Below are 14,326 nucleotides of genomic sequence, written 5' to 3' on the forward strand. Positions count from 1 at the left end.
CTTCTGGGGTGAATATAAAAAGCCGCCGGCAATACCGGCGGCTTTGTTTCGAGGTAGAGCAGAACAGCGGCAGTTTATTGCTCAGTGCTGGTCGCTCAGCAGCTCCTTGGCATTGATCAGCATGGATTGCCCTACGGTCACGTAGCCCGGATCCAGCAGGGGAGAATCCAGCTCGGCATTCATGATCAGCTCGTTTTCCTGCAGACAGGCCTGATCGGCGCGTACCAGCAGATGTTCGGCGGCGTCGACCCGATTGGGCTCGAGATTGCCACTGCCGTCCAGTAACCACTGCACTTCAATCATATCGTTGTCGCAGTGGTTGGCACTGGCCGGTGAGGCCAGCAGCAAGGCCGTGGAAGCGCAGGCCAGAAGTATATAGTTGGTCATAACCAGTCTCCTTGCTCCGGCTTAGTTGGTATAGGCGCAGATGGCGTAAACGGTGGCGTTGAGCAGGTTGTTGCCGCTTTGCCGTGTCAGTGAGACGAACCAACCGCTGTCGGTGCCGGGATAGCTCTGAACCACTCGCCAGGCACTGTCACCGTTTGCTACTCCCCCACCAAGCACCTTTTTATCCTCATTGCTGCATGTTGCAGTACAGCTGATATTGCTGGTATTGCCGGCTGTAGTTGTGCAGGTATTTGAAACCTTTTCCCAAGCGGTTAGCCCGGTTTCGCCCTGGGGACCTGCCGGTCCGACGTCACCCTGGGGACCTGCCGGTCCGACGTCGCCCTGGGGACCTGCCGGTCCGACGTCGCCCTGGGGACCTGCCGGTCCGACGTCGCCCTGGGGACCTGCCGGTCCGACGTCGCCCTGGGGACCTGCCGGTCCGACGTCGCCCTGGGGACCTGCCGGTCCGACGTCGCCCTGGGGACCTGCCGGTCCGACGTCGCCCTGGGGACCTGCCGGTCCGACGTCACCCTGGGGACCTGCCGGTCCGACGTCACCCTGGGGACCTGCCGGTCCGACGTCGCCCTGGGGACCTGCCGGTCCGACGTCGCCCTGGGGACCTGCCGGTCCGACGTCACCCTGGGGACCTGCCGGTCCGACGTCGCCCTGGAGTCCTTGTTCGCCCTGGAGCCCTTGCTCGCCCACTATCCCCTTGCAGCCATTCCGGCCGTTTTCGCAATCCCAGACCCGTTGTTCCAGGGCACCCAGCCCGCCTTTCAGGTTGGCTACCGAGTGAGTCACATCATGGTCGGCCAATACCGGCGCGCTATGGCTCATCAAGGCCACCGACAGCAGGGCGGTAGCGGCAAAACCGGAAGCGGAGGGGAGCAGGGTGGCAAGAATTGAGCGTTGTGCAGGCAGGGCTGCCCGACTTGCCCGCGAAGGCAGATCACGTCCATGGTGCTTATCCATAATATCATCCTTAATATGCATGGAATTGTTGGTGGTTAACGCATGAGCTTCGCCATGCTTGAAGATCAGTATTGACCAAAGGCTAAAAAGTGGCAGGACGAAATCGGTAAAAAGAGGGGAAATTCGAGTCAACAGCAGATGATTTGCTTCAATTGACTCTCACTTTTGGTTTTTTCGGTTAAACCGGCCAACAGAAATAGACTCGTGTAAAGCCGGTTTTCCTTTCGACGCTGTTGCTTTGCTCAATGCCCCAGTATCTGGCTGAGGAACAGTTTGGTGCGTTCCGACTGGGGGTGGTGGAAGAAGGTCTCCGGATCGTTTTCCTCGATGATCTGGCCCGCGTCCATAAAGATCACCCGGTCCGCCACGGTGCGGGCGAAGCCCATCTCGTGGGTGACGCACATCATGGTCATGCCTTCCTCCGCCAGCTCGATCATCACGTCCAGCACCTCCTTGATCATCTCCGGATCCAGCGCCGAGGTGGGCTCGTCAAACAGCATGATCTCCGGGTTCATGCACAGGCTGCGGGCGATGGCCACCCGCTGCTGCTGGCCGCCGGAGAGCTGGCCCGGATATTTTTTGGCTTGATCCTGGATCTTGACCCGGGCCAGCAGCTTCATGGCGATCTCTTCCGCCTGGCGGCGCGGCATCTTGCGCACCCAGATCAGCGCCAGGGTGCAGTTTTCCAGCACCGTCAGGTGCGGGAACAGGTTGAAGTGCTGGAACACCATGCCCACCTCCCGGCGGATGGTCTCGATGTTCTTGAGGTCGTTGGTAAGCGGAGTGTTGCGCACTATGATGTCGCCCTGCTGATGTTCCTCCAGCCGGTTGATACAGCGGATCAGGGTCGACTTGCCCGAGCCCGAGGGGCCGCAGATCACGATGCGCTCGCCCTTGGTCACGGTCAGATCGATATCGCGCAGCACATGAAAGTCGCCGTACCACTTGTTCACCCCGCGCAGGGTCACCATGGCTTCCTTGTTTTGTTGTTCCATTCATTCAACTCCAGTGCCGGTGTACGGCTAGCGTTTCTTGTGGCCGGTGTGCAGCTTGCGTTCAAGGTACTGGCTGTACTTGGACATGCCGTAACAGAACAGCCAGAACACCAGACCGGCAAAGACATAACCTTCGGTGGCATAACCCAGCCAGTTGGGATCGGCCAGGCCCGCCTGCACGATGGCGAGCAGGTCGAACAGGCCGATGATCAATACCAGGCTGGTGTCCTTGAACAGGGCGATAAAGGTGTTGACGATGCCCGGTATCATCAGCTTCAGCGCCTGGGGCAGCACCACCAGCACCATCATCTTCCAGTAGTTCAGGCCGAGCGCCTCGGCCGCCTCGTACTGACCCTTGGGAATGGCCTGCAGGCCGCCGCGCACTACTTCCGCCATGTAGGCGGACTGGAAGAAGATGATGCCGATCATGGCCCGCAGCAGTTTGTCGAGGGTCAGCTCCTGGGGCACGAACAGCGGCAGCATCACCGACGACATGAACAGCACGGTGATCAGCGGCACCCCGCGCCAGAACTCGATAAACACCACCGACAGGCTGCGCACTATCGGCATGTTGGAGCGCCGGCCCAGGGCCAGCAGGGTGCCGATGGGCAGGGCGGCGGTAATGCCGACCACGGCGAGGATCAGGGTCAGGGTGAGGCCGCCCCACTGGTGGGTGGGCACCTCCACCAGGCCGAACCAGCCGCCGTACAACAGCACATAGGCGATGAAGGGGAAGATGACCACCATAAAGGGGGCCAGCCACAGCTTGCCCGGCAGCCTGGGCAGTGCCAGCCACAGCAACTGGCCTACAAACAGCAGGAAGGTGAGGTTGATGCGCCACAGTTCAGACGAGGGATAAAAGCCGTAGGTAAACTGTTGCAGCCGGTTGCCGATGAACACCCAGCAGGCGCCGCCACTGACGCAGGCGTCGCGGCTGGCGCCGACCCAGTCGGCCCGGATAAAGGCCCAGTCGATGATGGGGACCAGCAGCAGATAAAGGCCGTAAAGTCCCGCCAGGGTGAACAGGCTGTTGATCGGGCCGGAAAACAGGTTGGCCCTGAGCCAGCCGATCAGGCCCGTGCTGGCAAGGGGGGCCGGCCGTTCGGGGATGAGAGTGTCTTTGAACATATTATCGCTCCACCAGGGCCATGCGGCTGTTGAACCAGTTCATGAAGAAGGACACCGTCAGGCTGATGGTGAGGTACACCAGCATGGTGATGGCGATCACCTCTATCGCCTGGCCGGTCTGGTTGAGGGTGGTGCCGGCGAACACCGAGACCAGGTCCGGATAGCCGATGGCGGTGGCCAGGGACGAGTTCTTGGTCAGGTTGAGGTACTGGCTGGTCAGCGGCGGTATGATCACCCGCATCGCCTGGGGAATGATCACCAGCCGCAGGGTCAGGCTGTCCTTGATGCCCAGGGCGTGGGCCGCCTCGGTCTGGCCGTGGGAGATGGCCTGGATGCCGGAGCGCACGATTTCGGCGATAAAGGCGGCGGTGTAGATGGTGAGCGACAGCCACAGCGCCAGGAATTCGGGGATGATGGTCATGCCGCCGCGGAAGTTGAAGCCCACCAGCTCGGGGTAGTTCCAGCTGAGCGGGGCGCCCAGCAGCAGGAACAGCAGCCCGGGCAGGCCGATGACCAGCCCCAGCGACAGCGACCACACCGGCAGCCGCTTGCCGGTGGCATCCTGGCGACGATGGTTGAAGCGGAACAGCCATACCGAGATGGCCACCGCCAGCAGCAGCGCCAGCCACACCAGATGAAAGCCGCCGCCCGCTACCGGCTCGGGCAGGTAGAGGCCGCGTACGTTGAGAAAGATGCTGTCGTTGATGTTCAGGCTGTTGCGCGGGGCGGGCAGGGCGCGCAGCACCGCAAAGTACCAGAAGAACATCTGCAGCAGCAGCGGCAGGTTGCGGAAGATCTCCACATAGGCCGAGGCCAGCTTTCTGATCAGCCAGTTGGGGTAAAGCCGGGCCACGCCGATGATAAAGCCCAGCAGGGTGGCGCCGATGATGCCGAGAAAGGACACCAGCAGGGTATTGAGCAGGCCCACCACGAAGGTGCGGCCATAGGTGTCGGTTTCCGTATAGGGGATCAGCGATTGGGCGATGGCGAAGCCGGCCGGATCGTCGAGAAAGCCGAAGCCGGTGGTGATGCCGCGGGTGGCCAGGTTGGTCAGGGTGTTGTCGACAATAAACCAGATGGCGCCGGCCACGGCGGTGAGCAGCACAGCCTGGAACAGCAGGGCCCGCTTGGCCGGATCCCGCCAGAATTTAACATGAGTATGCTTGGGGTTCGCCGATGAGGACATAAGCCCTATCCTCGTACTGAGTCTGCGAAAGGGGCTGCGCCCTGGCGCAGCCCATAGCGGGATAACCGGTTAGCGGACGGGGGGCGCGTATTGCAGGCCGCCTTCGGTCCACAGGGCGTTGAGGCCTCGGTCGATCTTGAGCGGAGAACCCTGGCCGACGTTGGCTTCGAAGATCTCGCCGTAGTTGCCCACGTGCTTGATGATGCGGTAGGCCCAGTCCTTGCTCAGTCCCATGCCCTTGCCGAAATCGGCGTCTTCGCCCAGCAGGCGACGGATATCGGGGTTTTCACTGCCCTTCATCTCGTCCACATTGGCCTTGGTGATGCCCAGCTCCTCGGCGTTGACCATGGCAAAGTGAGTCCATTTGACCACGTTGAACCACTGGTCGTCGCCCTGGCGTACCGCCGGGCCCAGGGGTTCCTTGGAGATCACCTCGGGCAGGGCAACGGCGCCGTCGGGATCGGACAGCTTGATGCGCAGGGCATAGAGTTGCGAAAGATCCGAAGTCAGCACGTCGCAGCGGCCGGCCTCCAGTCCCTGCACCGTCTGCTCCGAGGTATCGAACACCACGGCGCTGTAGCTGATGCCGTTGCGGCGGAAGTAGTCGGCCACGTTCAGTTCGGTGGTGGTGCCCGACTGGATGCAGATGGCGGCGCCGTCCAGATCCTTGGCGCTGGCCACGCCCAGATCCTTCTTGATCAGGAAGCCCTGGCCGTCGAAATAGTTGATGCCGGTGAAATTGACGCCCAGATCGGTGTCGCGGCTCGATGTCCAGGTGGTATTGCGGGAAAGCACGTCGATTTCGCCGGACTGCAGGGCGGTGAGGCGCTCCTTGGCGTTGAGGGGGATATACTGCACCTTGTCCGGATCGTTGAAGACGGCGGCGGAAATGCCCCGACACAGATCCACGTCCAGCCCTTTCCAGACGCCCTTGTCATCCGGGTTGGAGAAGCCGGGCAAGCCGCTGTTTACGCCGCATTTCAACACACCTCTTTGCTTGACCGAATCCAGGGTCGCCGCCTGGGCCTGGGACAGTCCCGCCGCCAGGGTGGCGGCGATCAGCAGAGCCGTTTTTCCTTTGCCTGTCATAATCACTTCCTCTTGAATTGCACGGGCAGATGAGCGTTATTGATAGAAGGCATAAAACACCGATGCCTTGCTAGAGTTTTAGCACAAAGAAAAAATGATTTTGTTAATTGATGGTAAAAATTAGAGGATGATCCAGTAAAAACGCCCCAGCCTGATGAATTAGTCATTTTAATGTTCAAAAAATAGTCATTTATTATGGGTTATTGATTATTGCAGGGCGATTGTCGTGGTTTATCCAGTCAGGGATGATTTTCATTTGGGGCTAAAATAGCAGTGGCTGTGGGGCAAGCGCTTGGCCTGGTGCTTGGCCTCGCTGGCCAGTGCCGCCACATCGAAGTGGGAGTGGCAGGAGCGGGCGTCCGGGGCGACCACGCCGATGGCCAGACCGAGCAGGGGATAGTGGCGGAGTTCACCGTTGCGGGCGTGGGCCTCCATGCCCTGGCGCAGCCGGTCCCGGGCATGGTAGAAGCGGGGGATCTCCTCGTCGAAACGGCGCAGTATCCGCTCGCACAGGGGGCGCCAGTCACAATCTTCATCGAACACCGCCACGAAGTCGTCGCCTCCCACATGGCCGAGGAACTGGCCGGCACCGACGATCACTTCCTGCAGCAGGCGGGCCACCCAGAGGATCACCCGGTCGCCCTGGGCGTAGCCGTAGACGTCGTTGTAGGGCTTGAAGTGATTCAGGTCGAAGTAGGCCACGTGGAAGTCCCGCCCCCGGCTCAGGGCTTCGTCGATTTCCCGGTAGATGGGCACGTTGCCCGGCAGCAGGGTGAGCGGGTTGGCGTAGCGGGCATGCAGCAGCCGCTGCTCGGTGATGGTGCGCAGCAGGCCGCGGGCCGAGGCCAGGCCATGGTAGCGGCCCTGGCGGGTGACGATGAAGTGGCGCTGGGCCGAGGCGTCCTCGTCGTCGGTCAGCAACTGGCTGGCCTGCTCCAGCGAGCACTGCCAGTCCACCACCACCGGGCTGTCCATCACGTGGCGGACGCACTTGTTGGCGTACAGGGCCCGGCCGAAGGCGGCGGAGAACAGCTCCATGATCTTTTCCCGGCGCACCAACCCGACCGGCACGCCCTGGTCCAGCACCGGCAGCGAGAGCAGCCTGCCGTCGGCCAGCAGGGTGTCGAACACCTGGTGGATCTTCTCGTCCGGCTTGATGGGCACGCCGGGTCGGGCCAGCATGGCCACGGTTTCCTTGTGCCGGCCGGGCAAGCCGACCCGGCTCCGTATCGCCTGCTCGCCGCCAGGATGCCGAACCGGCTCCGCCTGGGGGCGACCGAGCAGGTAGCCCTGGCAGTAGTGGATGCCCATGTCCTGCAGCTGCCGCAGCTCTTCCTGGCGCTCTATGCCTTCGGCGATCACCCTGGACTGCATACCCCTGGCCAGGGCGAGAATGCTCTGCACGAATTCCCGCTTGATCGGATCCTGGTGGATGTCCTGGATAAAGTAGCGGTCTATTTTCACGTAGTCGGGCTTCACCTCGGACCAGAGCCGCAAGCCGGAATAGCCGGCGCCCAGATCGTCGATGGCGATCCGGAAACCCAGCTCCCGGTAGCGGTTGACCGCGGCCTTGAGTTCTTCCGTATCCTGGATGGGATACTGCTCCGACAACTCGATGACGATGCGCTCCGCCGGCAAGCCCAGTTCACGGGCCAGGCGCTGGGTACAGCCCCGGGGATGCTGTTTGTCGAGCAGTACATTGGGGTTGACGTTGATGAACAGCAGGCCATCCATCCGCCGCTGGCAATAGGCCTGCATGGCGGCTTCGCGGCAGGCCAGGTCGAGATCGGACAGGAGCCCGGTCTGCTTGGCCTCGCCGAACAGGGCGCCCGGGAACTCCAGCCGGTGCCCGGCCGGGCCGCGGATCAGCGCCTCGTGGCCGAGGATCCGCCCCTGGCGGGTATCCACTATCGGCTGGAACAGGGGCCGCAGCCCGCGCTGGGCTATCAGGGAGGCGAGGGAATCGCTCAAGCAGGTCAACACCGTCATGGGGGGGCACCATATACCGCAACAATGGGTGGCAGTGTATGGCGGTAATATGAAGATGGGATGACAAAAGGGTGCTGTTTAGCACCCTTCAGCTTGATGACACCGCCGTTGTCATGGTCGCATCAGTCGGCCAAAGGGATAGGCTCCGCCGACACGCTATGAATACATCCCTGTACGCTCGCACATGCCATCCATGGCATGTGACGGTCGGCGGAGCCTATCCCTTGTCCGCCTGTTTGGGCATGGGTGTTGTTTATCTGGGTAACGCCGAAGGTTTGTCATCCCTGTACTACAGCCGCCAGCGCAGATTTCCCCAGCCCCGCTCGGCGGCCAGCCGGGCCAGGTGGTCGCCGCCGTTGATCACCGTCGGCCTGTCCACGTATTCCAGCAGCGGCAGATCGTTGAGCGAGTCGCTGTAGCCGTAGGTCAGGGCGGGGGCAAACTGCCGCTCGGCCAGCCACTCCTGCAGCCGGGTGATCTTGCCTTCCTGGTAGCTGTACACCCCCCGGGTGCGGCCGTTGTAGATACCGTCGCAGCACTCGAGCCGGATGCCGATGGCGTGGTTCACCCCCAAAGAATGGGCGATGGGTTTGACCAGGTGCTCGCCGGTGGCGGAGATGATCAGCAGCTCGTGGCCCAGGCGCCGGTGCCAGTCCAGCCGGTCCCGGGCCTCGGGGTAGACGAGGGGGGCGATGTCCTGCTCGATGAATTCCTCCACCAGCGGGGCCAGATCCGCCGGCTGCCAGTGGCGGATGGGGGAGAGGGTCAGCGCCATATAGGCGTCCATGTCCATCCGGCCCTGGTAGTAGGCGCTCATCAGGACGCGCTCCTGCTCCAGTATGGCCGCCGGCGCCAGCTTGCGCCGTACCAGGAATTCCAGCCACAGGCTGGCGGAATCGCCGGCAATCAGGGTCTCGTCCAGGTCGAAAATTGCCAGGGTCATCAGGCCACCTCGTTCAGTTCTGCGGTGTCGAACAGCAGCTCCACCTGCCGGCCCGCCGGCAACAGGGTGCGGGCGCCGCGGTTGAGCCGGTCCACCATGAGTTCGCCGCCCGCCGTCTGTACCCGGTAGCGGACCACGTTGCCGAGCAGCTGGTGCTGCGCTATCCGTGCCGGTATCGGGGCCGTCATGGCCGGGCCGTAGTCCCGCCCGGGTTCACGCAGGTAGATGGACTCGGGGCGGATGGCCAGTTTGCCGTCGATCTCGAGCCCGAGCAAGGCCCTGGCCTGCTCGGGCGAGAGCAGGTTGTAGCTGCCCATAAAGCCGGCCACGAAGTCGCTGGCCGGGCGGGTATAGACCGCCTCGGCGGTGTCGGCCTGCACTATGCTGCCCTGGTTCATCACGAAGATGCGATCCGACAGGGTCAGCGCCTCTTCCTGATCGTGGGTGACGAAGACGGTGGTCAGCCCGAGCTGCTGCTGGATGGCGCGGATCTGCTCGCGCAGCCGCTTGCGAATGGGGGCGTCGAGGGCGGAGAGCGGCTCGTCCAGCAGCAGGATGCGCGGACGCACCACCAGCGCCCGCGCCAGGGCCACCCGCTGGCGCTGGCCGCCGGAAAGCCGGGCCGGATGGTGGTGCTCGCGGCCGGTCAGGCCTACCAGCTCCACCGCTTCCGCCACCCGGCGGGCGATCTCGCCCTTGTCCAGTTTCTGCATGCGCAGCCCGAAGGCGATATTGCCGGCCACCGTCAGGTTGGGGAAGAGGGCGTAGCTCTGGAACACCATGCCGATGCCCCGCTGCTGGGGTTTGAGCCAGGTGATGTCTTCCCCCGCTACCCGGATCTGGCCGGTGTCGGGGGGCACCAGCCCCGCCAGGCTGCGCAGCAGGGTGGACTTGCCGCAGCCCGAGGGTCCGAGCAGGGTGATGAACTCGCCCTGGCGGATGTCGAAGCTGATATCGCTGAACACGGGGGTGTCGCCGAAGGATTTGGCGAGGTGGGCAACTTCCAGATAAAACATCAGGCTCTCCGGGATTGCAGGCGCAGGGCCAGCCAGGTGGCGGCGCCGATAAAGAGGAAATAGGACATCACCATGGCGCTGGTAAAGTGGCCGCTGTTGGTGCGTTGGCTGTACAGGTAGACCTGCAGGGTCTCGAAGCGGGTGCCCACCAGCAGGTTGGCGAATACGAACTCCCCGAACAAAAAAGAAAAGGCCAGGAACAGGGCGCTGAGCAGGCCATTCCTGATGTTGGGCAGCACCACCTGCAAGAAGGCGCGGGTGGTGCCGGCCCCCAGCAGGTGGGCGGCGTCCATCAGGTCTGGCAGGTTCACCGCCTCCAGGTTGTTGGCCAGGGCCCGGTACATAAAGGGCAGGGCGAGGGCGAAATAGCAGAACACCAGTATCCAGGGCGAGCCCACCAGCGGCAGGGGGCCGCCGGCGTAAAGCTGCAGCAGGCCCACCGAGGACACCACGGGCGGCACCGCGAAGGGCAGCAGCACCAGCAGGTTCATCAGCCCCTTGAGCCGGGGGAAGTGGTAGAACACCATGAACAGGGTGGGCAGGATCAACGCCAGGCTCAATGCCAGGGCGGCGGCGCACACCAGCAGGGAGCGGCCGAAGGCGGCGAGGAAGCGGCCGTCGGACCAGAGCGTCTGGTACCAGTTCAGGGTAAAGCCCCGGGGCAGGATCTGCGCGCCCCACTGGGCGGAGAGGGAATACACCAGGGTGATGAGGATGGGGGTGGCGAGTAGCGCCACCAGGGCCCAGACCGTGAGCCGGGCGGACAGGGGGGCCTTATTCATAACGACTCCGGGCGATCAGCCATTGGTTGACGGCGGTGACCAGCAACAGCAGCCCCATCAGCAGCAGCGACAGGGCCGCCGCCAGTTCGGGCTCGAGGAAGATGTCCCCCGCCACCAGGCCGGCGATCTGGATGGTGACCAGGTTGTAGTTGCTGGTCATCAGCGCATAGGTGCTGGCGTAGGCGCCGAGGGCGTTGGCCAGCAGTATGATAAAGGTGCCGAGCAGGGCCGGGCTCAGCACCGGCAGCGCCACCCGCAGCCAGTAGTGCAGCGGGCCGGCGCCGAGCAGGGCGGCGGCCTCGCGCCAGTCGGCCTTGATGGCATCGAAGGCCGGGTAGAGCAGCAGCACCGCCAGCGGGATCTGGAAGTAGGTGTACAGCAGGATAAGCCCGGCCCGGGAGTAGAGGTGGAACCCCTCGACCAGGCCCAGCTCCTGCAGCAGCAGGGTGGCGGCGCCGTTCATGCCCAGCAGCACGATAAAGGCGAACGCCAGGGGCACGCCGGAGAAGTTGCTGGCCATGGTGGTGAAGGCCACCACGGCGTCCCGCAGCCGGCTCGGTACCTGGCGCAGGGCCGCCGTGCCGGCCAGGGCGATGGCCAGCCCCAGCAGGCTGGACCAGAGCGCCAGATCCAGGCTGTTGGCGAAGGACTGGCGGTAATAGGGGGAGCCCAGGATCTGGCCGAAGTTGGCCAGGCTCCAGTCGCCGCCGGCCTGGAAGCTGTGGATCAGCACCCAGGCCATGGGCGCGAGCTGGAACAGGCCGAACGCCAGGGCGAAGGGCAGCCCCAGGGCGAGCGGCATCAAGCGGCGCCAGGGGGCAGGTTTGGCTGAAGAGACGGTCGGCGGAGCCGTTCCCTTTGTCCGCTCATCGGACGCTGAGGTGCTTGGCGGAAGTTCCGCTACGTTTTTATCGGCATCCCGCAAGTTGCCGGAAATAGCTTGTTCATTCATTTCAATAACTCTCCGCAGACCGGCTTGTCGTGCGCAAGGCCCAGCAGGCTGGCGAGGGTGCCGCACAGTTCGAGCTGGCGGGGGCGGGCGTGGCGGTCGTGGCTGAAGGCCTCGCCCAGCACGAACAGCGGCACTTCCCGCTCTTCGGGCAGGGTGCCGCTGTGGCTGTGGTCCCGGTTCATGCCGTGGTCGCTGGTCACCAGCACCTGGTAGCCTTCTTCCAGCCAGCCCGGCAGGTAGTCCGCCAGCCAGAGGTCGAGGCGGCGGGCGCTGTTGCGGTACTGGGCGGAGTCCAGGCCGTGCTTGTGGCCGGCGTCGTCCACGTTCATCGGGTGGATCAGCAAAAAGTGCGGATCGAAGCGCCGGCGCAGCCATTCCGCATCCAGCAGCAGGTGGCAGTCCGGGTAGTCGTCCCTGTGGTAGAAGACCCCGTACTGGATGGCCAGGCGCTCGTCCTGGGTGAAGCGGTCCCGCACCGCCTGGTAGGGGGCGCGGTTGTACAGCTCGCTCAGCCAGTGGTAGGCCGCCGCCGCCGTGGTCAGGCCGGCGGCGCGGGCCAGGGTGAAGATGCTCTGCTCGCGGCTCGGGCGGACCACCTGGTTGTGCACCACGCCGTGATCCACCGGCCGGGTGCCGGTGAGGATGGTCTCGTACAGGGGGCGGGACACCGCCGGCAGCTCGCACTGCAGTTTGTAGCCGGTGGCCCGCCCGGCTTCGCTCATGGCCAGCAGGTAGCCCAGGCTGTGCTGGGCGACCTCATGGGCCAGACCGTCGACAAGGACCAGTATGACCTTGTTCATGTTCAGCCCTTCTGGTGCAGCAGCACCTCGGACTGCCACAGCCGGGACAGGGTGCGGGTGGTCTGCTCCCAGGCGTCGAAGTCGCCGATGGGGCGTGCCTTGGCGTACATGTCGTTGGGCAGCAGCTTGGCCTGCACGTCCTCGGGCAGGGTCACATTGGTGCGGATGGGGCGGGCGTAGCCCCGGGCCAGGTTGATCTGGCCGGCGTCGCTCAGTATGTATTCCCGCGCCAGCTTGGCGGCATTGGGGTGCTTGGCGTACTTGTTGATGATGGTGGCGTAGCCGGAGATCAGCGAGCCGTCGCTCGGGATCACCACGGTGAAGCGGTCGCGGTCTATCTGGTCACGGTAGTTGAGGGCGTTGAAGTCCCACATCACCGCCAGCTCGATCTCGCCCTTTTCCAGGTTGGCGATGTTCAAGTCCACCGGCGACAGCCGGCCCTGTCTGGCCAGCTCGGCGAACAGATTCAGGGCAGGCGCCAGGTTGGACTCGTCCCCGCCCAGGGCGAAGGCGGCGGCCAGCACGGCGCTGTTGGCCTGGGCCGCCACGCCCACGTCCCCCAGGGCCACCTTGTAATCGCCCTGGCGCAGTTCGGCCCAGGAGCCGGGTGCCCTGGTCACCAGTTCGTTGTTGACGATAAAGGCGATGGTGCCGGTGTAGCCCAGCATCCAGTGGCCGTCCTCGTCCTTGGCCCAGTCCGGGATCTCGCTCCAGGTGCTGGGTTTGTAGGGCTGGGTTACGCCCTGCTGCACCGCGATGGGGCCGAAGGCGGCGCCCACGTCGCCGATGTCGGCGGTGGCGTTGTCCTTCTCGGCGGCGAACTTGGCGATCTCCTGGGCCGAGCTCATGTCGGTGTCCTGGTGGCGGATGCCGTACTGCTCGGTCAGATCCCGCCAGGTATCCTTCCAGTTGGCCCAGGAATCGGGCATGCCCACGCTGTTGAGCCGGCCCTCGGCCCGGGCCTTGGCTTCCAGCTCGCTGATGTCGGTGGCCTGGGCGGTGGCGCTCAGGGCCAGGGTAAGCAGACTTGCGGTAAACAGATGTTTCATCAGTTCCAATCCTCTGGACTAGGTCAGGTTCGGGATTCATGCTAGGAGGGCTGTGTGACAGAACGGCGACAGTTTCATGGCAATTCGGTGCCGTTTTGATGATGTTTTCTCCGTTTTTCTGTCATAAGGCTGTCATGGCGGGGGCCGATACTGGCGCTCTTGTCTGCTGGACTAGGCCATCGTCATGGAGCCGCTTCCCAACACCCAGATTGCCCACATCACCGAGACCCTGCGCCGCCAGATCGCGGCCGGCGCCCTCCCGTCCGGGGCCAAGTTGCCCGCCGAGCGGGAGCTGGCCGCGTTGTTCGATACCACCCGCATCACCCTCAAGGACGCCCTGTCCATGCTGGAGGCCGAGGGGCTCATCTACCGGGAGGAGCGGCGCGGCTGGTTCGTGTCGCGCCCGCGCCTGGTCTACAACCCGGCCAGCCGCTCCCATTTCCACGCCCTGGTGGCGGCCCAGCGCCGCCGGGCCGAGACCCGGGTGCTGGGCGCCGAGGTGGTGGTGGCGCCTTTCGAATTGGTGGCCGAACTGGAGCTGGCGCCGCTCAGCCCGCTGTTTTGCATCCGCCGGGCCCGGCGCATCGACGACCGGGTGGTGCTCCATGTGACCCATTTCCTGCGCCCACATCTGTTTCCGGGCATAGAGCATCAGGATCTGAGCCAGTCCCTGACCGAGCTCTACCGGCGCGAATACGGGCTGGAATACGGCCGCTCCCGCTTCGACATCTGCCCCACCGCGGCCCGGGGTGAGGCGGCCCGGGTGCTCAACCTGGCCCCGGGCAGCCCGGTGCTGGCGGTGACCCGCATCAACTACGATCAGTTCGGCCGGCCGATCGACTGCGACCGGGAAATCTGGCGCCACGACGCGGTGCGCATCCGCATCGACAGCAACGAGTGTCCGTCGTCCCTGAGCGTGCCCCTGCGCTCGGCGGGTTAGCCCCGGGCAGGTTAGCCCCGGGCAGGATAGCCGCTCCGCTGCCGGAGGGCTTGAAAGAGGGAACAGGGATTGCCTCTGCTCCGCGGTCACCGCACACT

The 14,326-nt window shown here is 64.1% G+C and carries 14 protein-coding genes; 1 reads left to right on the forward strand and 13 read right to left on the reverse strand.

What is annotated here, in order from left to right; translation table 11 throughout:
- Positions 1–81: 81 nt before the first annotated feature.
- The 13 genes from AN401_RS05520 to AN401_RS05580 form a co-directional block, all read right to left on the reverse strand.
- Positions 82–387, reverse strand: coding sequence for a hypothetical protein (locus AN401_RS05520; RefSeq protein WP_094040447.1), 306 nt, complete (start codon positions 385–387; stop codon positions 82–84).
- Positions 388–408: 21 nt separating this feature from the next.
- Positions 409–1,359, reverse strand: a complete 951-nt coding sequence (locus tag AN401_RS20260) for a collagen-like domain-containing protein (RefSeq protein ID WP_269769027.1) — start codon at positions 1,357–1,359, stop codon at positions 409–411.
- Positions 1,360–1,601: 242 nt separating this feature from the next.
- Complete coding sequence (locus AN401_RS05530) at positions 1,602–2,354, reverse strand: amino acid ABC transporter ATP-binding protein (RefSeq protein WP_456300615.1); 753 nt, start codon at positions 2,352–2,354, stop codon at positions 1,602–1,604.
- 27 nt (positions 2,355–2,381) lie between these two features.
- A complete protein-coding gene (locus AN401_RS05535; RefSeq protein ID WP_096778729.1) occupies positions 2,382–3,482 on the reverse strand; it encodes an amino acid ABC transporter permease in 1,101 nt (366 codons plus the stop codon).
- A 1-nt stretch (position 3,483) separates the two neighbouring features.
- On the reverse strand, positions 3,484–4,668 hold the full coding sequence (locus AN401_RS05540; RefSeq protein WP_096778730.1) for an amino acid ABC transporter permease: 1,185 nt from the start codon (positions 4,666–4,668) through the stop codon (positions 3,484–3,486).
- Positions 4,669–4,737: 69 nt separating this feature from the next.
- Positions 4,738–5,757 carry an amino acid ABC transporter substrate-binding protein gene (locus tag AN401_RS05545; protein WP_096778731.1) on the reverse strand — a complete coding sequence of 340 codons (1,020 nt, stop codon included), beginning with the start codon at positions 5,755–5,757 and terminating at the stop codon, positions 4,738–4,740.
- Between the two features lie 252 nt (positions 5,758–6,009).
- Entirely contained in the window at positions 6,010–7,746 is a 1,737-nt protein-coding gene (locus AN401_RS05550) for a bifunctional diguanylate cyclase/phosphodiesterase (protein ID WP_096778732.1), read from the reverse strand.
- 289 nt (positions 7,747–8,035) lie between these two features.
- The gene (locus AN401_RS05555; protein WP_096778733.1) at positions 8,036–8,689 is read right to left on the reverse strand and encodes an HAD family hydrolase; all 654 of its coding nucleotides are present in this window, start codon (positions 8,687–8,689) and stop codon (positions 8,036–8,038) included.
- Entirely contained in the window at positions 8,689–9,705 is a 1,017-nt protein-coding gene (locus AN401_RS05560) for an ABC transporter ATP-binding protein (protein ID WP_096778734.1), read from the reverse strand. The genes AN401_RS05555 and AN401_RS05560 overlap by 1 nt, the downstream gene beginning before the upstream one ends.
- Entirely contained in the window at positions 9,705–10,487 is a 783-nt protein-coding gene (locus AN401_RS05565) for an ABC transporter permease (protein WP_096778735.1), read from the reverse strand. The genes AN401_RS05560 and AN401_RS05565 overlap by 1 nt, the downstream gene beginning before the upstream one ends.
- Positions 10,480–11,412 carry an ABC transporter permease gene (locus tag AN401_RS05570; protein ID WP_408645771.1) on the reverse strand — a complete coding sequence of 311 codons (933 nt, stop codon included), beginning with the start codon at positions 11,410–11,412 and terminating at the stop codon, positions 10,480–10,482. The genes AN401_RS05565 and AN401_RS05570 overlap by 8 nt, the downstream gene beginning before the upstream one ends.
- 23 nt (positions 11,413–11,435) lie before the next feature.
- Positions 11,436–12,239 (reverse strand): alkaline phosphatase family protein, encoded by an 804-nt coding sequence (locus AN401_RS05575; protein ID WP_198401808.1) that lies wholly within the window; start codon positions 12,237–12,239, stop codon positions 11,436–11,438.
- Positions 12,240–12,241: 2 nt separating this feature from the next.
- Positions 12,242–13,288 (reverse strand): ABC transporter substrate-binding protein, encoded by a 1,047-nt coding sequence (locus tag AN401_RS05580; protein ID WP_096778737.1) that lies wholly within the window; start codon positions 13,286–13,288, stop codon positions 12,242–12,244.
- A gap of 184 nt (positions 13,289–13,472) precedes the next feature.
- Here AN401_RS05580 and AN401_RS05585 point away from each other — a divergent pair, with 184 nt between their 5' ends.
- Entirely contained in the window at positions 13,473–14,228 is a 756-nt protein-coding gene (locus tag AN401_RS05585) for a UTRA domain-containing protein (protein WP_096778738.1), read from the forward strand.
- Positions 14,229–14,326 lie beyond the last annotated feature (98 nt).

Origin of the sequence: Zobellella denitrificans (assembly GCF_002407485.1) — a bacterium.
In the GTDB taxonomy this organism is placed as follows: Bacteria; Pseudomonadota; Gammaproteobacteria; order Enterobacterales; family Aeromonadaceae; genus Oceanimonas; species Oceanimonas denitrificans.

What these genes read in the sequence shown, in the direction of transcription:
- AN401_RS05540 (WP_096778730.1), bottom strand. Translation starts at nt 4,668, where the DNA reads ATGTCCTCATCGGCGAACCCCAAGCATACTCATGTTAAATTCTGGCGG.
- AN401_RS20260 (WP_269769027.1), bottom strand. Translation starts at nt 1,359, where the DNA reads ATGGATAAGCACCATGGACGTGATCTGCCTTCGCGGGCAAGTCGGGCA.
- AN401_RS05585 (WP_096778738.1), top strand. Translation starts at nt 13,473, where the DNA reads ATGGAGCCGCTTCCCAACACCCAGATTGCCCACATCACCGAGACCCTG.
- AN401_RS05565 (WP_096778735.1), bottom strand. Translation starts at nt 10,487, where the DNA reads ATGAATAAGGCCCCCCTGTCCGCCCGGCTCACGGTCTGGGCCCTGGTG.
- AN401_RS05520 (WP_094040447.1), bottom strand. Translation starts at nt 387, where the DNA reads ATGACCAACTATATACTTCTGGCCTGCGCTTCCACGGCCTTGCTGCTG.
- AN401_RS05560 (WP_096778734.1), bottom strand. Translation starts at nt 9,705, where the DNA reads ATGTTTTATCTGGAAGTTGCCCACCTCGCCAAATCCTTCGGCGACACC.
- AN401_RS05550 (WP_096778732.1), bottom strand. Translation starts at nt 7,746, where the DNA reads ATGACGGTGTTGACCTGCTTGAGCGATTCCCTCGCCTCCCTGATAGCC.
- AN401_RS05575 (WP_198401808.1), bottom strand. Translation starts at nt 12,239, where the DNA reads ATGAACAAGGTCATACTGGTCCTTGTCGACGGTCTGGCCCATGAGGTC.
- AN401_RS05555 (WP_096778733.1), bottom strand. Translation starts at nt 8,689, where the DNA reads ATGACCCTGGCAATTTTCGACCTGGACGAGACCCTGATTGCCGGCGAT.
- AN401_RS05580 (WP_096778737.1), bottom strand. Translation starts at nt 13,288, where the DNA reads ATGAAACATCTGTTTACCGCAAGTCTGCTTACCCTGGCCCTGAGCGCC.
- AN401_RS05545 (WP_096778731.1), bottom strand. Translation starts at nt 5,757, where the DNA reads ATGACAGGCAAAGGAAAAACGGCTCTGCTGATCGCCGCCACCCTGGCG.
- AN401_RS05530 (WP_456300615.1), bottom strand. Translation starts at nt 2,354, where the DNA reads ATGGAACAACAAAACAAGGAAGCCATGGTGACCCTGCGCGGGGTGAAC.
- AN401_RS05535 (WP_096778729.1), bottom strand. Translation starts at nt 3,482, where the DNA reads ATGTTCAAAGACACTCTCATCCCCGAACGGCCGGCCCCCCTTGCCAGC.